Annotated in this window: 19 protein-coding genes; 9 read left to right on the top strand and 10 right to left on the bottom strand. The window is 63.2% G+C overall.

Annotation, left to right across the window (positions count from 1 at the left end; all coding sequences use genetic code 11):
* Nucleotides 1–45 precede the first annotated feature (45 nt).
* From NKH78_RS18390 to NKH78_RS18375, 4 genes are all read right to left on the bottom strand, one after another.
* Nucleotides 46–930 carry a F0F1 ATP synthase subunit gamma gene (locus NKH78_RS18390; protein ID WP_352701321.1) on the bottom strand — a complete coding sequence of 295 codons (885 nt, stop codon included), beginning with the start codon at nt 928–930 and terminating at the stop codon, nt 46–48.
* Between the two features lie 28 nt (nt 931–958).
* On the bottom strand, nt 959–2,488 hold the full coding sequence (atpA, locus tag NKH78_RS18385; protein ID WP_352648923.1) for a F0F1 ATP synthase subunit alpha: 1,530 nt from the start codon (nt 2,486–2,488) through the stop codon (nt 959–961).
* Nucleotides 2,488–3,048, bottom strand: coding sequence for a F0F1 ATP synthase subunit delta (locus NKH78_RS18380; RefSeq protein WP_352648921.1), 561 nt, complete (start codon nt 3,046–3,048; stop codon nt 2,488–2,490). The genes atpA and NKH78_RS18380 overlap by 1 nt, the downstream gene beginning before the upstream one ends.
* A gap of 246 nt (nt 3,049–3,294) precedes the next feature.
* Entirely contained in the window at nt 3,295–3,690 is a 396-nt protein-coding gene (locus NKH78_RS18375) for an AGROH133_08824 family phage infection protein (protein ID WP_352701319.1), read from the bottom strand.
* Between the two features lie 209 nt (nt 3,691–3,899).
* Here NKH78_RS18375 and NKH78_RS18370 point away from each other — a divergent pair, with 209 nt between their 5' ends.
* Nucleotides 3,900–4,133: a type II toxin-antitoxin system Phd/YefM family antitoxin gene (locus tag NKH78_RS18370; protein WP_254820451.1), complete on the top strand. Its 234-nt coding sequence runs from the start codon at nt 3,900–3,902 to the stop codon at nt 4,131–4,133.
* Nucleotides 4,134–4,251: 118 nt separating this feature from the next.
* The gene (locus tag NKH78_RS18365) at nt 4,252–4,578 is read left to right on the top strand and encodes a PIN domain-containing protein (RefSeq protein WP_352701318.1); all 327 of its coding nucleotides are present in this window, start codon (nt 4,252–4,254) and stop codon (nt 4,576–4,578) included.
* Between the two features lie 9 nt (nt 4,579–4,587).
* On the opposite strand, the gene NKH78_RS18360 is transcribed toward NKH78_RS18365, so the two are convergent.
* Entirely contained in the window at nt 4,588–6,771 is a 2,184-nt protein-coding gene (locus NKH78_RS18360; RefSeq protein ID WP_352740033.1) for a primosomal protein N', read from the bottom strand.
* Between the two features lie 90 nt (nt 6,772–6,861).
* Between NKH78_RS18360 and fsa the strand changes: the two genes are divergently transcribed.
* Nucleotides 6,862–7,515 carry a fructose-6-phosphate aldolase gene (gene fsa, locus NKH78_RS18355; protein WP_023678103.1) on the top strand — a complete coding sequence of 218 codons (654 nt, stop codon included), beginning with the start codon at nt 6,862–6,864 and terminating at the stop codon, nt 7,513–7,515.
* A gap of 70 nt (nt 7,516–7,585) precedes the next feature.
* Here the strand turns inward: fsa and NKH78_RS18350 are convergent, their stop codons facing one another.
* On the bottom strand, nt 7,586–8,167 hold the full coding sequence (locus NKH78_RS18350; protein ID WP_352740035.1) for an LPS assembly lipoprotein LptE: 582 nt from the start codon (nt 8,165–8,167) through the stop codon (nt 7,586–7,588).
* Nucleotides 8,154–10,778, bottom strand: a complete 2,625-nt coding sequence (gene leuS / locus NKH78_RS18345; protein WP_352740037.1) for a leucine--tRNA ligase — start codon at nt 10,776–10,778, stop codon at nt 8,154–8,156. The genes NKH78_RS18350 and leuS overlap by 14 nt, the downstream gene beginning before the upstream one ends.
* Before the next feature lie 146 nt (nt 10,779–10,924).
* Between leuS and NKH78_RS18340 the strand changes: the two genes are divergently transcribed.
* Together NKH78_RS18340 and NKH78_RS18335 are read left to right on the top strand one after the other, a co-directional pair.
* On the top strand, nt 10,925–11,587 hold the full coding sequence (locus NKH78_RS18340) for a YggS family pyridoxal phosphate-dependent enzyme (protein ID WP_352504881.1): 663 nt from the start codon (nt 10,925–10,927) through the stop codon (nt 11,585–11,587).
* 109 nt (nt 11,588–11,696) lie between these two features.
* Complete coding sequence (locus NKH78_RS18335; RefSeq protein WP_352504880.1) at nt 11,697–12,743, top strand: aldo/keto reductase; 1,047 nt, start codon at nt 11,697–11,699, stop codon at nt 12,741–12,743.
* 65 nt (nt 12,744–12,808) lie between these two features.
* On the opposite strand, the gene NKH78_RS18330 is transcribed toward NKH78_RS18335, so the two are convergent.
* Nucleotides 12,809–13,717 (bottom strand): LysR family transcriptional regulator, encoded by a 909-nt coding sequence (locus NKH78_RS18330; protein ID WP_352883433.1) that lies wholly within the window; start codon nt 13,715–13,717, stop codon nt 12,809–12,811.
* Between the two features lie 138 nt (nt 13,718–13,855).
* Between NKH78_RS18330 and NKH78_RS18325 the strand changes: the two genes are divergently transcribed.
* Complete coding sequence (locus NKH78_RS18325) at nt 13,856–15,037, top strand: MFS transporter (RefSeq protein ID WP_352740039.1); 1,182 nt, start codon at nt 13,856–13,858, stop codon at nt 15,035–15,037.
* A gap of 56 nt (nt 15,038–15,093) precedes the next feature.
* On the top strand, nt 15,094–16,128 hold the full coding sequence (locus tag NKH78_RS18320; RefSeq protein ID WP_352504877.1) for an aldo/keto reductase: 1,035 nt from the start codon (nt 15,094–15,096) through the stop codon (nt 16,126–16,128).
* Between the two features lie 41 nt (nt 16,129–16,169).
* On the opposite strand, the gene NKH78_RS18315 is transcribed toward NKH78_RS18320, so the two are convergent.
* On the bottom strand, nt 16,170–16,442 hold the full coding sequence (locus NKH78_RS18315) for an usg protein (RefSeq protein ID WP_254820441.1): 273 nt from the start codon (nt 16,440–16,442) through the stop codon (nt 16,170–16,172).
* Between the two features lie 305 nt (nt 16,443–16,747).
* Here NKH78_RS18315 and acs point away from each other — a divergent pair, with 305 nt between their 5' ends.
* Together acs and NKH78_RS18305 are read left to right on the top strand one after the other, a co-directional pair.
* The gene (gene acs, locus NKH78_RS18310) at nt 16,748–18,703 is read left to right on the top strand and encodes an acetate--CoA ligase (RefSeq protein ID WP_352504876.1); all 1,956 of its coding nucleotides are present in this window, start codon (nt 16,748–16,750) and stop codon (nt 18,701–18,703) included.
* On the top strand, nt 18,703–19,446 hold the full coding sequence (locus NKH78_RS18305) for an MOSC domain-containing protein (RefSeq protein WP_352504875.1): 744 nt from the start codon (nt 18,703–18,705) through the stop codon (nt 19,444–19,446). The genes acs and NKH78_RS18305 overlap by 1 nt, the downstream gene beginning before the upstream one ends.
* On the opposite strand, the gene NKH78_RS18300 is transcribed toward NKH78_RS18305, so the two are convergent.
* Nucleotides 19,447–20,715, bottom strand: coding sequence for a class I SAM-dependent methyltransferase (locus tag NKH78_RS18300; RefSeq protein WP_352504874.1), 1,269 nt, complete (start codon nt 20,713–20,715; stop codon nt 19,447–19,449).
* Nucleotides 20,716–21,025: the final 310 nt, after the last annotated feature.

Below are 21,025 nucleotides of genomic sequence, written 5' to 3'. Positions count from 1 at the left end.
TTGTTTCTCACACGCTTGAGGTCGATGACCTCCTTGTGAGCGTGCCTAGAGCGCCTCGGCGCCCGAAATGATTTCGATCAATTCCTTGGTGATCTGCGCCTGCCGCTGGCGGTTGTAGGTGATCGACAATTTGTTGATCATGTCGCCGGCGTTGCGCGTCGCATTGTCCATGGCGCTCATCTTGGCGCCCATCTCGCCGGCAGCATTCTCGAGCAGCGCGCGAAAAACCTGCACGGAAATGTTGCGCGGGATGAGATCGGAGAGGATTTCGCCCGGCTCCGGCTCGTATTCATAGACGGCGCTGCCGCCATCCTTCACTTCCGCGGCAGCCGAAGGCGTGCCCGCCGGGATAATTTGCTGCGCCGTCGGGATCTGGCTGATCACCGACTTGAACTGCGAATAGAACAGCGTGCAGATGTCGAAGCCGCCTTCGTTGAACAGGTGGATCACCTTCTTGGCGATGGCATCGGCATTGACGAAGCCCAGCGTCTTGACCTCGCGCAGATCGACACGCTCGATGATCAATGCCCCGTAGTCGCGGCGCAATATGTCGAACCCCTTCTTGCCGACGCAGATGATCTTGACCTGCTTGCCGTCGGCCAGAAGCTTGCGGATGTGGTCGCGGGCAAAGCGGGCGATCTGCGAATTGAAACCGCCGCACAGACCGCGTTCGGCCGTGCAGACGACAAGCAGATGCACGTCGTCCTTGCCGGTGCCGGTCATCAGCGCCGGGGCATCGCCGCCGTCGCCGATCGCCTGGGTGATGTTGGCCAGCACCGCGCCCATGCGCTCCGAATAGGGACGCGCCGCTTCCGCCGCTTCCTGCGCGCGACGCAGCTTCGCCGCGGCGACCATCTGCATCGCCTTGGTGATCTTCTGCGTCGCCTTGACCGAGGCGATTCGGTTACGAAGGTCTTTTAACGAAGGCATGCTTCAAACCTGATCCCGTCCGTCCTGCTCAAGCAAAGGTCTTGGCGAAGGCGTCGATTTCTGCCTTCAGCCTGGCGCGCAGATCGTCGGACAGCGCCTTCTCCTTGCGGATGCCGTCGAGCACGTCCTTGCCGGCCGAGCGCATATGCGACAACAGGCCATGCTCGAACTTGCCGACCTGGTTGATCGCAAGCTTGTCGAGATAGCCGTTGACGCCGGCGAAGATCACCGCGACCTGCTCCTCGACTTTGAGCGGCGAGAATTGCGGCTGCTTCAGCAGCTCGGTCAGGCGCGAGCCGCGGTTGAGCAGGCGTTGCGTGGCGGCATCGAGGTCGGAGCCGAACTGCGCGAAAGCAGCCATTTCGCGGTACTGCGCAAGCTCGCCCTTGATCGATCCGGCAACCTGCTTCATCGCCTTGATTTGCGCCGAGGAGCCGACCCGCGACACCGACAGGCCGACATTGACCGCCGGACGGACGCCCTGGAAGAACAGATTGGTTTCCAGGAAGATCTGGCCGTCGGTGATCGAGATCACGTTGGTCGGGATGTAGGCCGAAACGTCGTTGGCCTGCGTCTCGATGATCGGCAGCGCCGTCAGCGAACCGCCGCCATTTTCGTCATTGAGCTTGGCGGCGCGCTCAAGCAGGCGCGAGTGCAGGTAGAAGACGTCACCCGGATAGGCCTCGCGGCCCGGCGGACGGCGCAGCAGCAGCGACATCTGGCGATAGGCGACGGCTTGCTTCGACAGATCGTCGTAGCTGATCAGCGCGTGCATGCCGTTGTCGCGGAAATATTCGCCCATGGTGCAGGCGGTGAACGGCGCCAGGAACTGCATCGGCGCCGGATCGGAGGCAGTCGCGGCGATGATGATCGAATAGTCGAGTGCGCCGCGCTCTTCCAGGACCTTGACGAACTGCGCCACCGTCGAGCGCTTCTGGCCGACGGCGACATAGACGCAGTACAGCTTTTCCTTCTCAGGGCCGTGGTCGTGCACCGATTTCTGGTTGAGCATGGTGTCAAGGATGATCGCGGTCTTGCCGGTCTGGCGGTCGCCGATGACCAGTTCGCGCTGGCCGCGGCCGACCGGGATCAGCGCGTCGATGGCCTTGAGGCCGGTCGACATTGGCTCGTTCACCGATTTGCGCGGGATGATGCCGGGCGCCTTGACGTCGACGCGCTTGCGCTCGGTGGCCTGGATCGGGCCTTTGCCGTCGATCGGGTTGCCGAGCGCGTCGACGACGCGGCCGAGCAAGCCCATGCCGACGGGCGTATCGACGATGGCGCCGGTGCGCTTGACGGTGTCGCCTTCCTTGATGTCGCGGTCAGCGCCGAAGATGACGACGCCGACATTGTCGGCTTCGAGGTTGAGCGCCATGCCGCGGATGCCGCCGGGGAACTCGACCATCTCGCCGGCCTGGACATTGTCGAGACCGTAGACGCGGGCGATACCGTCACCGACAGACAGCACCTGGCCGACTTCGGAGACCTCGGCCTCCTTGCCGAAATTCTTGATCTGGTCTTTCAGAATTGCGGAAATTTCCGCGGCGCGGATGTCCATCAGCCGACCTCTTTCAGTGCAAGCTTGAGCGAATTGAGTTTGGTTTTGAGCGACGTATCGATCTGGCGCGACCCGATCTTGACCACCAGTCCGCCGAGCAGCGACGGATCGACGGTGACCGTGATCGCCACGTCCTTGCCGGCGACGCTTTTCAGCGCCGCTTTCAGCTCGGTTTCCTGGGCAGGCGTCAGCGCATGCGCCGAGGTGACCTCCGCAGCGGTCTCGCCACGGTGTTCGGCGGCGATCTGGCGGAACGCCTTGATCATGCCGGGCACGGCAAACAGCCGGCGATTCTGGGCAACGACGCGCAGGAAATTGCCGGTGAGGCCGGCAATCCCTGCTTTGTCGGCGATCGCGGCGATCGCCTTGGCCTGGTCCTCGCTGGAGAAGACCGGGCTCCTGATCAGCCGCGAAAGGTCAGCGCTGCCTTCGAGCATGGCTTCGAACCTGTTGAGGTCGGCCTCGACGCTCGCGACCGAATTGGCCTGCAGCGCGAGTTCGAACAGCGAACCCGCATAGCGTTCTGCGACACCTGAGATTGGCGATGACGATTGGGCCACGGACCGTCTTTTCTCTTGTCTGACAGGCCGCAGATTGTTGGCGCGAGCAAAAACTCTGGCTAAATCTTTGACCTTACTGCATTTTTCCAAGCACGGAGGCGCGGCTTCCGCTATCCCCGGTCGAAAGTCGATTGCCGTCTAGCACAGGGATTTTCAGACCGCAATGCGTCGTCCGGCATGGTTTTCAGGCACTATTGTCGCATCCGCTGGCCGAGTTCAGCAACCAACCCCGGATTGATCCCTGATTCAGGGCAAAAAGCCGAAGACGAAGGCGAGCGGCAAGGCGGCCAGCACCAGTTCGACGACGATGGAACCCCAGTTGAAAGGTGTGTTGGCGCCATCCGACATCATCGACAGCAGCCGGCCGAAGGCGGTGAACAGCCAGGAGAAGCCGAGCGCCATGTAGAGCCATGGTTGTGCCAGCAGAATGCAACATAGGCTGACGCCGAGATAGAAGCCCGACATCCTGCCGCGCCCCTCGGCGATCGCCGCCGCCTTCTCCGGCTTGACCTGCAGCCGCAGGATGCGGAATGCCAGCTGTGGCGCCAGGAATAGCAATAGGCCGAGCAACAAGGTCGCGACCGCGCTCGACCATGCCAGCCACTCGCCCTGGCTCATCGGCCACGGAAACGCAAATTCCATCTTGTCCCCTCGTAAATGCATAGTCGAAATTTCGGACATTCTAGCGAAGCAACTGACATGCGCCAGATGGCCGTCGGCAATATGCAGGGCGCGTCAGCCCAACGCGCGCGCCGTTGTCTCGACCGGGCTAACAGGATGTTACACGACCGGCTGTTTTTTTCTGCACAATTCCTATTTGTGGCTACATGATACCACAAGGGGTTCCGCGCATGAAGACGATGCAACTACGAGAGGCAAAGGCCAGCCTTTCCGCGCTCGTGGAGGCTGCTGAGAACGGTGAGCCCACGGTTATCACCAAGCACGGCAAGCCCGCAGTCATGGTGGTGTCAATCGGTGAGGGACGGAAACTTTATCCGCAGAACAGCCAAAAAGACTTCGTGGATTTCCTGCTTCGGTATCCAGGCGGCATCGAGCTTGAGCGAAACGAATCGCCGTCGCGGTAAGTGGAGTTTTGACCGGCTATCTGCTTGATAAGTCTTTTCTCTCGGCATTTGCACCTGGTCGGCCTCTGCTTCCGTCACACGTGCAGAACTGGCTTGCCGAACAAAGAGAACGCGGCTCTTGGCAGCTCTCGTCGATAGTTATCTTGCGAAACTGAAGCGGGCGGGCGGACATATGAAGGCAGAGCGCATCAATGAGTGGTTCGAAAGGTTGCTTCTGGAGTTCAACCAGCGCATCCTTCCCATCGACTTAGCTATCGCGCGAGAAGCTGGAAAACTCGAAGATGCCACGATCGCCAGAGGCGCCAATCCGGGTCTGGCGGACGTTCTGATCGCAGCTGCTGCCCGTTTGCACGGCCTGTCAGTTTTGACGGCCAACACCCGGCATTTTGCGATTCTCGACGTGCCTTACCTGAACCCATTCACCGAAGGCGTCTCGAAAGGGTAATTCGACAGCTTACAAGAAGCTCTGCGGGTCGATGTCGACCTGGACTCGCACCGAGCCCCTTATCTTCGGTCCCTCGGCCAGCATGGTGCGAATGAACCCTTGCATGTCGGCGCGCCGCTCGCCCTGGATCAGCAGGCGAAAGCGATGGCGGCCGCCGATCAATGACAGCGGCGCCTCGGCCGGGCCGAGCACGAACAGGTCGGTGGCTTGCGGCGCGGCGCGACGCAGGCCACGGGCGTGCCCTTCGGCTTCGGCCCGTGTCGCCGCGCTGACGATGACGCCGGCGAGCCTGCCGAAGGGCGGCAACCCCGCCCGCTCACGCTCCGCGATCTCGCGCTCATAGAAGGCCTCGGCGTCGCCGGAGACGATCGCGCGCATCACCGGGTGGTCGGGTTGGAAGGTCTGCAGCAGGCCGAGGCTTTTCTTGCCGGTGCGGCCGGCGCGGCCGGTCACCTGGCTGAGCAGCTGGAAGGTGCGCTCGGCGGCGCGCGGGTCGCCATTGGCAAGGCCGAGATCGGCATCGACCACACCGACCAGCGTCATGTTGGGGAAATTATGGCCCTTGGCGACGAGTTGCGTGCCGATGACGATGTCGGCCTCGCCATTGGCGATGGCTTCAAGCTCGAGTCGCAGCCGTCGCACGCCGCCCATCAGGTCGGACGACAAGACGATGGTGCGGGCATCGGGGAAATGCGCGACGACCTCCTCGGCGATGCGCTCGACGCCCGGCCCGCAGGCGACCAGATGGTCGAGCGTGCCGCATTCCGGGCAGGCTTCGGGCCGGCGTTCATTGTGCCCGCAGTGGTGGCAGACGAGCAGGCCGCGAAAGCGATGCTCGACCAGCCAGGCCGAGCAGACCGGACAGCCAAAGCGGTGGCCGCAGACTCGGCAGAGCGTCAGCGGCGCATAGCCGCGCCTGTTGAGGAACAGCAGCGACTGTTCCTTTCTCTCCAGCGTCTGCCGCATATGGCCGAGCAGCACCGGCGACAGGAAGCCGCCGCGTGCCGGCGGCGCGCGGCGCATGTCGACCGTCTTGAGATCGGGAAGTGCCGCCTCGGCAAAGCGCGCCGAAAGCACCGCCCTGCTATAGCGGCCCTGGCTGGCATTGACCCGGCTTTCGACCGACGGTGTCGCCGAAGCGAGCACGACTGGAAAGCCGCCGATATGGCCGCGCACCACAGCCATGTCGCGCGCGTTGTAGATGACGCGATCCTCCTGCTTGTAGGCGGGATCGTGCTCTTCGTCGACGACGATCAGTCCAAGCTCCCTGAACGGCAGGAACAGCGCCGAGCGCGCGCCGGCGACGACCCGCACGCCGCCTTCCGCCACCTGTCGCCAGACCTTTTCGCGCATTCTTGGCGGCAGGTCCGAGTGCCACTCCGCCGGCTTGGCGCCGAACCGCTCCTGGAAGCGTTCGAGAAAAGCGTGGGTCAGCGCAATTTCCGGCAGCAGGATCAGCACCTGCTTGCCACGATCGAGCGCGGCCGCGACCGCCTCGAAATAGACCTCCGTCTTGCCGGATCCGGTTACACCGTCGAGCAGGGTGACCCCGAATGTACCGGTCGCGACATTGGCGCGCAGCGTCTCGGCGGCATCGCTCTGGTCGGGCATCAGTGAAGGCACGGCGTAGCCGGGATCGGGTGCTGCGACCACCGGCCGCGGCGGGATCATCACCGTCTGGAATACGCCCTGCGCCCGCAGCCCGTCCACCACCGTCGACGACACGCCTGCCGCATGCGCCAGGCCGGACCGCGTCCAGGCCAGTCCGCCTTCGGCTGTCTCCAGCACGCGCGTCCTCGCCTCCGTCATCCGGTCGGGTCTGGCGAAGGTGCGCTGCAGCCCTTCGATCCACGGCTCCGGATCGAACGCCTCTGGCGCCCTGAGCAGCATGCGCGCCACCATGCCGGGCGGCGACAGCGTGTACTGCGCCACCCAATCGACAAAACGCCGCATCGCGCGGTCGATCGGCGGGCAGTCGAAAACCTGCTCGATCGGCCGCAATTTCTTCGCGTCGACCTTTTCGACGACGCCGTCCCAGACGATGCCGGCGACCTGGCGGGGCCCAAGCGGAACGCGCACGATCGAGCCCGGCACCACGCGCATGCCAGCCGGCACCGCATAGGTGTAGGGGCGCTCGGCGGGCATCGGCACCAGCACCGGTGCGGCCGCGACAAAGGGCGAATCTTCGATCATGAGGCGTGACCTTGCCCCGACTTTGGTCTAGATCAAAGTCCGACCCCAAATGTGCATGACGTGCACATGAAAAATCTTCAGGAGACCGCCATGAAATTTTTTGTCGACACCGCCGATGTCAAGGAAATCCGCGAGCTGAACGATCTGGGGCTACTCGACGGCGTAACCACCAATCCGTCGCTGATCCTGAAATCCGGCGGCAAGATCGCCGACGTCACAAGAGAGATCTGCGAGATCGTCAAGGGCCCGGTCTCGGCCGAAGTCGTCGCCACCGAATACAAGGACATGATGGCAGAGGCCAAGATCCTGGCCAGGATCGCCGACAATGTCTGCATCAAGGTGCCGCTGACGCTCGACGGCCTGAGAGCCTGCAAGGACATCCGGTCGGACGGCCGCATGGTCAACGTCACGCTGTGCTTCTCGGCCACCCAGGCGCTGCTCGCCGCCAAGGCCGGCGCCTCCTTTATCTCGCCCTTCGTCGGCCGCATCGACGACAGCGGCTGGGACGGCATGGAGCTGATTGCCGATATTCGCACCATCTATGACAATTATGACTTCCAGACTGAAATCCTGACCGCTTCGGTGCGCACCGTGAACCATGTCAAGCAGGCGGCGCTGATCGGCGCCGACGTCATCACCGCGCCGCCGGCAACTCTCAAGGCACTGGTCAAGCACCCGCTGACCGACAAGGGCCTGGAGCTGTTCCTCGCCGACTGGGCAAAGACCGGGCAGAAGATCGGCTGAAGCGACTATCCTGCGAACAAAAAAGGCCGAGCAATCGGCCTTTTTTGCAGATTGCGCACTCTGGAAACACCTAGCTTGCCGCCGGCTTGCCGTGCTTGATCAGATCCTGGGCGATCGACAGCCGCAGCACATCCGCCAGTTCGCGCGCCGCACGGTTCTCGGCGTCGATCTGGGCTCGGTATGACGCGAATTCCTGGCGGGGCCTGTCGTATGACGACGGAATCGAGCGCTTGCCCCTCGCTATGACCGTGCCCGTCTTGGCATCGCTGAGCACATAGTTGGCGGTCAGCGTCACGGTGCCGGCGGTCGGCTCGTCCTCGTCGGTCGTGACCTGCTCGATTGCCGCCGATTCGACGAGTTCGGAGACGCCCAGATCAAGCGAATAGACCGGCGAAGCTGGCTCGCCGGCGCCCTGGCCGAGCGCGAAGATCAAATTGTTGCGGACCTGCTGGGCGTAGCGGGTCTTGACCGGCTTGACCGAGATCGATGCCAGCTCGGCAGCAGCGCCAACCTGCGAGCCGGCGACCAGCGGCGCGCTCGAATAGAGCGGCCGCACCGTGCAGGCGGAAACCAGCGCCACCGAGGCGAGCAGCCCGCAAAGCACGATACGGCGCACCGTCAGCTCTGTCCTTCGCGGCTTAGGCAACGACATTGACGATCCTTTGCGGCACGATGATCACCTTGCGCGGCGCCTTACCTTCGAGCGCTTTCTGAACGAAGTCGAGAGCCAGAACCGCCTTTTCGACCGCACCTTGATCCGCGTCGCGGGCAATTGTCAAATCGCCGCGTTTCTTGCCGTTGACCTGGACCGGCAGCACGATCTCGGCGTCGACGACAAGCGAGGGATCGTAGTCCGGCCAGGGCCGTTCGGCGACAAGGTCGGTGCCGCCGAGCGTCTGCCAGCACTCCTCTGCCAGATGCGGCATGACCGGCGCGATCAGGTGCACCAGGATCTCGACGGCCTCACGGCAGGCCGCTTGCAGCGCCGGACCGGCTTTGCCCTCTGCCGCCTCGTTCAGCGGTACGGTCAAGGCATTGGCGAGCTCATAGATGCGGGCGATGGCGCGGTTGAAGGCGAGCTTTTCGATGTCCTCGCCGACCGACTTCAAGATCTTGTGCGCGGCCTTGGACACTGTCCCGGCCTCGCCGTCCTTCGCCGCCTCTGGCCGGACTCCGGCGAGCGATTCGGCAGCCGTCGACACCAGCCGCCAGATGCGCTGGATGAAGCGATGGGCGCCGGCCGCACCCTCGTCGGTCCATTCGACATCGCGCTCGGGCGGCGAGTCCGACAGCATGAACCAGCGCGCCGTATCGGCGCCGTAGCCGTCGGTGATCTCTTCCGGGCTCACCGTATTCTTCTTCGACTTCGACATTTTTTCGAGCGGACCGATCACCGCCTCTTCGCCGGTGGCGATTTCGAAGGCGCGGCGCTTTCCGTCGGCGTCTTCCAGCCTGACCTCGCTTGGCGCAAGCCAGCGGCCGTTCGAGGCGCCGCCAACCCGATAGGTCTCGTGCACCACCATGCCTTGCGTGAACAGGCCCCTGAACGGCTCGGCGAGATCGACATGGCCGGTCTCGCGCATGGCGCGGGTGAAAAAGCGCGAATAGAGCAAATGCAGGATCGCATGCTCAATACCGCCAATATACTGGTCAACCGGCAGCCATTCAGTCGCGGCCTCGGGATCGGTCGGATCATTTGCCCACGGCGCGGTGAAGCGAGCGAAATACCACGAAGAATCGACAAATGTGTCCATCGTGTCGGTTTCTCGCCGCGCATCCTTGCCGCAACGCGGGCATTTGACGCGCCGCCATGTCGGATGGCGATCGAGCGGATTGCCCGGCCGGTCGAACTCGATGTCGTCCGGCAGCTTGACCGGCAGGTCGGCTTTCGGCACCGGCACCACGCCGCAATCCTCGCAATGGATCATCGGGATCGGGCAGCCCCAATAGCGCTGGCGCGAAATGCCCCAGTCGCGCAGGCGGAAGTTCACCTTGCGCTCGGCCATCGGCCGGTTGCCGATGGTCTTTTGTTCCAGCAGCTTCGCCACCTCGTCGAACGCCTGATCCGGCTTCATGCCGTCGAGGAAGCGCGAATTGATCATCACGCCGTCGCCGACATAGGCCTCATCGATGACCTGGAAGCTCCCTTGATTCTCGCCCTCCGGCATCACCACCGGAATGACCGGCAGGCCGTATCTGTTGGCGAAGTCGAGGTCGCGCTGGTCACCGGACGGACAGCCGAAGATGGCGCCGGTGCCGTAGTCCATCAGCACGAAATTGGCGACGTAGACGGGCAGCGTCCACTTCTCGTCGAACGGATGGACGACGCGAATGCCGGTATCGAAGCCCTTCTTCTCGGCCGTCTCCAGAGCCGCCACCGAGGTGCCCATATGGCGGACCTCGTCGATGAACTTTGCCAGCGCCGGATTGTCTTCGGCGGCCTTTTTGGCCAGCGGATGGTCGGCGGCAATCGCCATAAAGGAGGCGCCGAAGATGGTGTCAGGCCTTGTCGTATAGATTTCGAGCTCATGCTCGCCGGCTGCTGGCTTGGCCAGCGGCCAGCGGATCAGCAGACCTTCCGAACGGCCGATCCAGTTCGCCTGCATCAGCTTCACTTTTTCCGGCCAGTCGTCGAGTTGATCGAGCGAATCCAGCAGGTCCTGCGCGTAGTCGGTGATCTTGAAGAACCACTGCGTCAGCTCGCGCTGTTCCACCAGCGCGCCCGAGCGCCAGCCGCGTCCGTCGATGACCTGCTCGTTGGCAAGCACCGTCATGTCCTCCGGATCCCAGTTGACCTTGGAGGATTTGCGCGTCACCAGCCCCTTCTCGACGAAATCGAGGAACAGCATCTGCTGGCGGTGATAGTAATCGACATCGCAGGTGGCGAACTCGCGCGCCCAATCGAGCGACAGGCCCATGACCTTGAGTTGCTCGCGCATAGCGGCGATGTTCTGATAGGTCCAGTCCTTGGGATGGACCTTGTTCTGCATCGCCGCGTTTTCGGCTGGCATGCCAAAGGCGTCCCAGCCCATCGGGTGCAGCACGTTGAAACCCTTGGCCCGCTTGTAGCGCGCCACCACGTCGCCCATCGTATAGTTGCGGGTATGGCCGATATGGATGCGCCCCGACGGATAGGGGAACATCTCCAGCACGTAATATTTCGGGCGCGGGTCGTCATTGTCGGCTTCGAACAGCTTCTTTGCGTCCCAGGCCTTCTGCCATTTGGGCTCTGACGCGCGCGGATTGTATCGTTCGGTTGCCATCGGGTGTTTTTCACTTAAAAGCATGCGCGAACCGCCGGACAATGCCCGGGCGGCTCAGGAAATGTCGTCGCGGTGTTCACCATGGATTGCCGGACCCGTCAACTGCGGCGATCCGGCGAAAAGCCAAACACAGGCAGGATATAGGCATGGCGAGCGCCGTCGAACAGCTTTTCACGGTCAAGGCAAGGATCGCTGCCGCCGAGCGCGAGGCAGGACGCGACGCCGGAGCGGTGGCGCTGGTCGCGGTCTCGAAAACCTTCGACGCCGCCGATATCCGCCCCGTTATCGAGGCCGGCCAGCGCGTCTTCGGCGAAAACCGGGTCCAGGAAGCACAAGCCAAATGGCCGGCACTGCGGACGGCGTTTCCCGACGTCGAGCTGCATCTGATCGGTCCGCTGCAATCGAACAAGGCGAAGGAAGCGGTGGCATTGTTCGACGTCATCGAAACCGTCGACCGTGAAAAGATCGCCGCCGAACTCGCCAAGGAGATCGCCAGGCAAGGCCGGTCACCAAGGCTGTATGTCCAGGTCAACACCGGCTCCGAGCCGCAAAAGGCCGGCATCGAGCCGCGCGAGGCTGTCGCCTTCGTGGCCCGCTGCCGCTCGGTTCACGGCCTCGCCATCGAAGGGCTGATGTGCATTCCGCCGGCCGGCGAGAACCCCGGTCCGCATTTCGCGCTGCTGGAAAAGCTTGGGCTTGAGGCCGGCGTCGACAAGTTCTCCATGGGCATGTCCGGCGACTACGAAACCGCGATCGCCTTCGGCGCGACTAGTGTCAGGGTTGGATCGGCGATTTTCGGCGCCAGATGAGGCGCAGCCGGCCTTAGGCCACAGGCTAACATTGACTAAGCCAGCATATAGAAACGGAACGTTTCGTTCCTATATGGGTCGAGTTATTCTCAACCCGTCTGGAGCCACCATGCGTTACAATCAACTTGGAAATACGGGGATGTTCGTCTCCGAACTTTGCCTCGGCACGATGACGTTCGGCGCGGCCGGCGAGAACGCCCAATGGGGCCTGATCGCCAGCCTCGACCAGAAGGGCGTTGACCAGATCGTTGCCCGCTCGCTCGCCGCCGGCGTCAATTTCTTCGACACGGCGGATGTCTATTCCTTTGGCGCCTCGGAACGGCTTCTCGGCCAGTCGCTCAGGAACCTTGGCGTCAACCGGCAGGACGTGATCATCGCCACCAAGGTTCATGGCGCCATGGGTGGAGGCCCGAACCAGCGTGGTTCCTCGCGCGGCCACATCATGGATTCGGTCGAAGGCAGCCTCGAACGGCTGCAGCTGGATCATATCGATCTCTACCAGCTGCACGGCACCGACACGGTGACGCCGATCGACGAAACGCTGCGGGCGCTCGACGACCTGGTTGCCGCCGGCAAGGTCCGCTATGTCGGCGTCTCGAACTGGCAGGCCTGGCGCATAGCCAAGGCGCTGGGTATTGCCGAGCGCAAAGGCTTTGCCCGCTTCGAGACCGTGCAGTCGTATTATTCGATCGCCGGCCGCGATCTCGAGCGCGAGATCGTGCCGCTGCTCAACGAGGAGAAGCTCGGGCTGATGGTCTGGTCGCCGATGGCTGGCGGCCTGCTCTCCGGCAAATACGGACCGGGCGCCCCCGGCAATGGCGAGGGCCGCCGCGCCAGCTTCAATTTCCCGCCGGTCAATGAGGACCGTGCCTGGGCAGCAGTCGCCGTCATGCGCGAGATCGCCGCCAAGCACGGCGTCAGCGTCGCTACGGTGGCGCTCGGCTATGTTCTGGCCAAGCCATTCGTGATGAGCGTCATCATCGGCGCCAGCCGCACGGAGCAGCTGGAACAGAACCTTGCAGCCACCGAGTTGCAGCTCGATGCCGATGATCTTGTTCGCCTCGACGAAGCCAGTGCCCTGCCCGCCGAATATCCGGGCTGGATGCTGGAGCGTCAGGCGGCCGGCCGGCGGCCGGCGCCCTTTGCGCCGAAATAGTAACTCAATCTTACCTTCTTACCTTCGTTGCTTCGGGAGCCGGCAGGCTCCCGATCGTTTTGGGCTCAGTTCAGCCGGACAGTCTCGACCAAAAAGTCCAAAAAGGCCCGCACCCGCGCCGGCAGATGCTTGCCATGGCCGACATAGACGGCGTGGGTAAGCTCCTCGTCGCCGGGGTTGAACTGTTCCAGCAGCGGCAGGAGCCGGCCGGCGGCAATGTCGGCCTCCACATGCCAGCTTGCCAGCCGGGCGATGCCCGCCCCCGACAGCGCCATCAGCCGCATCGCCTCGCCGTCGCTGACCAGCGTATTTCCGGCGATCGACAGGCTGATCGGCTTGCCGACCGCATCGATAAAAGGCCAGCCCTCGAGGTGGCGTACGAAACGGAAGCCCATCCGGTTGTGACGATCGAGATCGGCGGGCGTCACGGGCGTGCCACGCGCTTCGAGATACGATGGCGCCGCAACGACGACCACCCGGCTCTGTCCGAGCTTGCGCGCCACCAGCCGTGATTCGCCGAGCGGCCCGGCCCGGATGGCGACGTCAGCACGCTCCTCCATCAGGTCGATGACATCGTCGGTCAACACCAGATCGACCGAGATTTCGGGGTAGCGCTCCAGAAAACGCGGCAAAAGCGGGATCAGCCGATGCTGCCCGAAAGGCACGTAGCTGTTGATCCGCAGCCGGCCACGCGGCGCGGCACCCGCCGCCGCCTCGCGCTCGGCAGCTGCCATGTCGGCCAGGATACGCACGCCGCTGTCGAAAAAGGCCGCCCCCTCCGGCGTCAGTTGCAGCCTGCGCGTCGAACGGCTGACCAGCCGCGCGCCGAGCCGTGCCTCCAGCCGCGCGATCAGCTTGCTCACCGCCGACGGGGTCATCCGCAACGCACGGGCAGCGGCCGAAAAGCTGCCCGCCTCGACCACGCGGACGAACACTTCGATCTCGCCGGAGCGGTTGATGTCGGGTCTGGTCATTGGTGAATCTATTTCACAGACGATGTGCCCGATGCAAGGCTGGTTCACAGCACATCGCGACACGATCTTCCGAATTGGGGCGTGGGAGGAACACGGCGCCCGTCGTCAAAACTGGTCGTCATCGAAGTGGGAACCGCCATGCCCCTTGCTCTTTACGCTCTTGCCGCCGGTGCGTTCGGCATCGGCGTCACCGAATTCGTCATCATGGGCCTGCTGCTCGACGTCAGCACCGATCTCGACGTCTCGATCTCAGCTGCCGGCCAGCTTATTTCCGGCTATGCGCTCGGCGTTGTCATCGGCGCGCCGCTGCTGACGATCGCAACCGGCCGTTGGCCGCGCAAGACCGTGCTTCTGTCGCTGATGGCGATCTTCACGCTGGGCAACCTCGCCTGTGCGCTTGCCCCAGACTACTGGACGCTGATGGGTGCGCGCGTGCTGACCGCCTTCGCCCACGGCACCTTCTTCGGCGTTGGCTCGGTCGTGGCGACCGGGCTGGTGGCGCCCAACAAGAAAGCTTCGGCGATCGCCCTGATGTTCACCGGCCTGACCATCGCCAACATCCTCGGCGTGCCTTTCGGCACTTGGCTCGGCCAGGCCTTCGGCTGGCGCGCGACGTTCTGGGCGGTGACCCTGGTCGGCATCGCCGCCTCCGCCATCATTCTCTTGGTGGTGCCGCGCAGCCGAACAGAACCTGAGAAGAGCAATTTGCGTGCCGATCTCGCCGTGCTCGGCCGCACGCCCGTCCTGCTTGGCTTTGCCACCACCGTGCTTGGCTATGCCGGCGTCTTTGCCGTCTTTACCTACATCGCTCCGTTGCTGACCGAGATCACCGGTTTTGAGGAAGCAGCGGTGTCGCCTATCCTGCTGGTCTTCGGCGGCGGCCTCATCGCCGGCAACATCGCCGGCGGCAAGTTCGCCGACCGCCGGCTGCTACCTTCCGTTCTCGGCAGTCTCGTCGTCCTGGCGCTGGTGCTCGGCACCATGACGTTCGCCCTGCACAGCCAGGTCATGGCCGTTATCTATGTCGGCCTGCTCGGCGCCGCCGCCTTCGCCACCGTGGCGCCACTGCAGATGTGGGTGCTGGAAAAGGCACAAGGCGCCGGCCAGAGCCTCGCCTCGTCCTTCAACATCGCCGCCTTCAACCTCGGCAACGCGGCCGGCGCCTGGCTCGGCGGCGTGGTCATCTCGCACGGTCCCGGCCTCGGCGCCGTCACCTGGGTCGCGGCCCTGTTGCCGCTTTCAGCGCTTGCCGTGGCGGCGTTTGCTCTGCGCCTCGACCGAGACCCTGCCCTCTCCACACCGGAAATCGCGCCGTCATAGAACGGCAAACCTCAACCAATCCTTGAAACAGCCATCCTTCCACAAGGAGCAAACCCATGGATTATCGAAATCTTGGCGCATCAGGCCTGAAGGTCCCGGCACTCTCGTTCGGCGCTGGAACCTTCGGCGGCTCAGGCCCGCTGTTCGGCGCCTGGGGCAACAGCGATGCGACGGAAGCACGGCGGCTGGTCGACATCTGCCTAGAGGCCGGCGTCAACCTGTTCGACACCGCCGATGTCTATTCGATTGGCGCTTCCGAACAAGTGCTCGGCGCTGCCATCAGGGGCCGCCGCGACGCCGTGCTGATCTCGACCAAGACCTCGCTGCCGATGGGCGACGGTCCCAACGATGCCGGCTCGTCACGTTCACGCCTGATCAAGGCCGTCGAAGACGCGCTGAAGCGTATTGGAACCGATTACATCGACCTGCTGCAACTGCACGCCTTTGATGCCGCAACACCGATCGAGGAGGTGCTGTCGACGCTGGACGGTCTCGTGCGCGCCGGCAAGCTGCGTTATGTCGGCGTCTCCAATTTTTCCGGCTGGCAAGTGATGAAGTCGCTCGGCCTGGCGGATAGATATGGCTATCCCCGATACGTCGCCCATCAGGTCTACTACTCGCTGGTCGGACGCGATTATGAATGGGAGTTGATGCCGCTCGGCCTCGACCAGGGTGTCGGTGCGCTGGTGTGGAGCCCACTCGGCTGGGGCCGCCTGACCGGCAAGATCCGCCGTGGCCAGAAGCTGCCTGAGAAAAGCCGGCTGCACGACACGGCAAGCTTCGGACCGCCCGTCGAGGATGAGCATCTCTATCGGGTCGTCGACGCGCTTGATGTTGTCGCCGAGGAAACCGGCAAGACCATACCGCAGATCGCCATTAATTGGCTGCTGCAGCGGCCGACCGTCGCCTCCGTCATCATTGGCGCGCGCAACGAGGAGCAGTTGCGCCAGAATCTCGGCGCCGTCGGCTGGTCCTTGACAGCCGAGCAGATGAAGAAGCTCGACACGGCAAGTGAGGTCACCGCACCCTACCCGTATTTTCCCTATCGCCGGCAGGAGGGGTTTGCCCGGCTGAACGCGCCCGCAGTCTGACGCTCCAAAAGCTGGCGGCGGCTCCCGGGCTGCCGCCCCGGCTAATGCAGCACGAACTCGCCGTCGACCTTGCGCCATTCGTTCGGCGCGATCAGCTTCTGGTGCGTGTAGCTCACCGAATGCAGCGGGCCTTCGAGCTCGGCCTTCCAGAATTCGATGAAGCGGATCAGCACCGGAAATTTCGGGGCGATGTCGTAATCCTGCCAGATGAAGCTCTGCAGCAGATGCGGATGATCGGGAAAGTGATAAAGAATCTTGGCCGTGGTCAAGCCATAGCCCTTGAGCATCAGGTCCATTTCTGAATGGTCGCGCATTGCGGTCCCCTGGTTGATTCTCCTTCCTCCCAGCCTGAAATTGTGCACCCCATTTGCTTATTCGTCTATTGATATTTCTGCGATCAAACCAGATTCCTCCCGCAAAAACATGCGCTTAGCAGCCGCCTCACGAGAGTGCTGACACCACCCGGCAAGGCACCTGCGGCATCCCGCCGCGCGAATCCAACGTCTAATGTTGCCGTCACCGCCGAACTGTTAATAATGCGCGCGAATTCGCGGCCGCATCGCTGCGATCCTGCCGGCGGTCAAGCCGGCGGTTTGGTTTTGGGGAGGAAGGCGAAGAAATGTCCGATGTTCATGTCCATCGCGTCCAGCCGGCGTGGAAGAAGAACGCGCTGATTGACAATGACACCTACCTGAAATGGTACGCCGACAGCGTCAAGAACCCGGACAAGTTCTGGGGCACGCACGGCAAGCGCATCGACTGGTTCAAGCCCTACAGCAAGGTCAAGAACACGTCCTTCGACGGCAAGGTTTCGATCAAATGGTTCGAGGATGGCCAGACAAACGTTTCCTGGAACTGCATCGACCGGCATCTGAAGAAGCGCGGCGAACAGACCGCCATCATCTGGGAAGGCGACAACCCCTACGACGACAGGAAGATCACCTATAACGAACTTCACGCACATGTCTGCCGCCTCGCCAATGTGATGAAGAAGCACGGCGTCAAGAAGGGCGACCGCGTCACCATCTACATGCCGATGATCCCGGAGGCCGCTTATGCGATGCTCGCCTGCACGCGCATCGGCGCCATTCATTCGGTCGTCTTCGGCGGCTTTTCGCCGGACGCGCTGGCCGGACGCATCGACGACTGCAAGTCGACCTTCGTCATTACCGCCGACGAAGGCCTGCGCGGCGGCAAGACTATCCCGCTGAAGGACAACACCGACAAGGCGATCGAGATCGCCGCCAAGGCCGGAACGAAAGTCGAAAAGGTCTTGGTCGTGCGCCGCACCGGCGGCAAGACCGGCTGGGCCGCCGGGCGCGACGTCTGGTACCATGACGAGGTCGCCACGGTTAAGGCCGAATGCAAGCCCGAGAAGATGAATGCCGAGGACCCGCTGTTCATCCTCTACACATCCGGCTCGACCGGCAAGCCGAAGGGCGTGCTGCACACCACCGCCGGCTATCTCGTCTATGTCTCGATGACCCACCAATATGTATTCGACTATCATGACGGCGACATCTACTGGTGCACCGCAGATGTCGGCTGGGTCACCGGTCACAGCTATATCGTCTACGGGCCGCTCGCCAACGGCGCCACCACGCTGATGTTCGAAGGCGTGCCGAACTACCCGTCGCAGTCGCGTTTCTGGGACGTGATCGACAAGCACAAGGTCAACATCTTCTACACGGCGCCGACGGCGTTGCGTGCGCTGATGGGCGCCGGCGATGCCCATGTCACCAAAACGTCGCGCAAGTCGCTGCGCGTGCTGGGCACCGTCGGCGAGCCGATCAATCCGGAAGCCTGGGAGTGGTATTTCAACGTCGTCGGCAACGGCAAGGTGCCGATCGTCGACACCTGGTGGCAGACCGAGACCGGCGGCATCATGATCACGCCGGTTCCGGGCGCCACCCACCTCAAGGCGGGTTCGGCGACGCGGCCCTTCTTTGGCGTCAAGCCGCAGCTGGTCGACGCCGACGGCAAGGTACTGGAAGGCGAAGCCAGCGGCAATCTTTGCATTGCCGACTCATGGCCGGGCCAGATGCGCACCGTCTATGGCGATCACGACCGCTTCGTGCAGACCTATTTCTCGACTTACAAGGGCAGGTACTTCACCGGCGACGGCTGCCGCCGCGATGCTGACGGCTACTACTGGATCACCGGCCGGGTCGACGACGTCATCAACGTCTCCGGCCACCGCATGGGCACCGCCGAGGTCGAATCGGCGCTGGTTTCGCATGAGAAGGTCTCGGAGGCCGCCGTCGTCGGCTACCCGCACGATATCAAGGGCCAGGGCATCTACTGCTATGTCACGCTGATGGCCGGCGAGACGCCAAGCGAGGAATTGCGCCAGGAGCTCGTCGTCCATGTCCGCAAGGAGATCGGCGCCATCGCTTCGCCCGACAAGATCCAGTTCGCGCCCGGCCTGCCGAAGACCCGTTCCGGCAAGATCATGCGGCGCATCCTGCGCAAGATCGCCGAGGATGATTTTGCCGCGCTCGGCGACACCTCGACGCTCGCCGATCCGGCAGTCGTCGACGACCTGATCGCCAACCGGCAAAACAAGAAGGGCTGATGCAACCCGCATTGGGCGCCGTCACCGAGCTTTGGCGCTATCCCGCGAGCTCGCTCGCCGGCGAGTTTCAGGAGGCGATCTCCGTCGACTGGTATACCGTCGAAGGCGACCGCCTGTTTGGTCTTGTCGATACCTCGACCGATGAAATCGCACGGCCCGACCGCGAAGCGAAATGGCACAAGGTGCCCCGCATCCGCACCCGGCTGTCGCAGGCCGGCAGGCTGGAGGTCGCCATCCCCGACGGACGCTGGCTTTCGGCACCTGGCGCGCAAAGTGATCGCGCGGTTTCCGCGTATCTCGGCTTTGCGGCTTCCATCCGGCCGTTCCGCCGGGAAAATGCGGCTCCGGATTACGCCGGCCCTCTGCTGACGGAACGCTATGTCAAAGCCCCTATTCATCTGCTGACCACCGCCTCACTGGCGCGTTTGAAAGTGCTGCATCCAGAGGGCACCGCCGACGCGCGCCGCTTCCGCCCCAACATCGTCGTCGATATGCCGGAGGTCGAGGGGTCGTTCCCCGAGACGGAATGGATCGGGCGCAAGCTGGCAATCGGCGACCTGCTCCTGACCATCTCCGAGCCGTGCCGCCGCTGCGGCTTCACCATCATTGGCCAGGACGGGTTGGACCACGACCCGGCAATCCTGCGCAGCCTGGTCCGCCACAACGCCCATAATCTCGGCGTCTACTGCACCGTCGATCGACCGGCCCGCGTCGAGATCGGCGCCACGATGCGCCTCCTGTAGCTATCGGTACAAATCCGCCCGCGTCGGCGGCAGGCCGCTCGGCCCACGCGCGCGCCTTGTGGCGACGGTCTGGAAAACCTGCGCCGATGCACGTTCGAAAGTAATCGAGCAGCCGGTGAGATAAAGCAGCCAGAGCCGCGCCTTGGCTTCGCCGACCTCAGCGATGGCTTCGTCAAAACGTGCGTGGAGACGCTCTGCCCATAGCCTGCAGGTGCGCGCATAGTGCTCGCGCAAGTTTTCGACGTCGTAGACGAGGAAGCCGTGCGCCTCGAGATTGCCGAGCGTCATGCCGATCGTATCGAGTTCGCCGCCCGGAAAAATGTATTTGATCAGCGCCTTGAATTCCGGCCCCTTTCGCAGCGTCTTCTTCAAGCTGCCCTTGTCGCGCCGGGTGATGGCGTGGTGCAGATAGATGCCGCCGGGCTTGAGCAGGCGATGGATCCTCGAGAAATAGGCCGCATGGTTGGCAAGCCCCAGATGCTCGAACATGCCGATCGACGAGATCTTGTCGAAGGAGCCGGACAGCTCGGCATAGGACTTGATCTCGATGGTGATGCGGTCCTCCAGCCCCGCGGCGCGGATGCGTTCGCGGGCGAGCTCGGTCTGTGCCTCCGACAGCGAAACACCGTGGCCGACGACGCCATAATTCTTCACCGCATGGATGAGCATCGCTCCCCAGCCGCAGCCGATGTCGAGCAGTTTTTCGCCGGGCTTCAGCCGAAGCTTGCGGCAGATATGGTCGAGCTTGTCTCTTTGGGCCTGATCGATATCGTTGGCGAAATCCTTGAAATAGCCGCAGCTATAGACCATGCGCTCGTCGAGGAAGAGCCGGTAGAATGCGTTGGAAATATCGTAGTGATGCTGGATTGCCTCCCGGCTCGAACCGCTGACGAAAGGATTGCGGCCGGAAAGATCGGTTCGCGCCGTCATCTGTTTTCGCGAAAACAGCACCGCCGGCAGGTCGCGCAGGATCGCCAGCTTCGGCAACGTCTTGAGCTTCGTCCTGAGCTTGCCGTGCGTGGGCAAGGCGTAGAAATCAAACAGCGATCCGTCTTCGACGTCGACCGCCTTGGCAATCCACATCTCGATCAGCGTCGATAAAGAGGGCCGACGTACGATCTGCCAGACGATGTCCTGGTCGTTGATAGTGAGCACCGGGCCGGTAGCCGGGCCGATCCGCTCGCCTGTCCACAGCCTCACCGCGAAACCCGGTTTCAGCGTTTCGATGACCGTCCGAACAATCCGGGCCGCTCTTTCGGCTGCCTCCATCCCCATCCTCCCTTACCCGGCAAAAAGCGGCCCGGAACAATCGCGGCTCGATCTTGCCTGCCGGATCGGCCGGCCGCAAGCCGCCCGAGTGCACAAGCACGCTTGTTCAGGATTTTCGAGTGCCCCGCCTTGCCATTTGCCGGATGACACCCCATCATGAGCAAGTGTTCAACAAATCGAAAGGAGGTGATCCGATGTCGAGTGATTTCGTTTTCCAGAACGTGGCCTCAGCGGATCGCACTTTCGGGAAGCAGTCTTCCCGTTAAGGCGCGAGATGCGCGGCTGGCGACCAACCGTCGCAGCCAGGAGC

It is taken from the genome of Mesorhizobium sp. M0910 (assembly GCF_040319465.1).
GTDB lineage: Bacteria > Pseudomonadota > Alphaproteobacteria > Rhizobiales > Rhizobiaceae > Mesorhizobium.
Note: the sequence above shows the minus strand (reverse complement) of the source record. Positions and strands in the feature narration are given on the sequence as shown.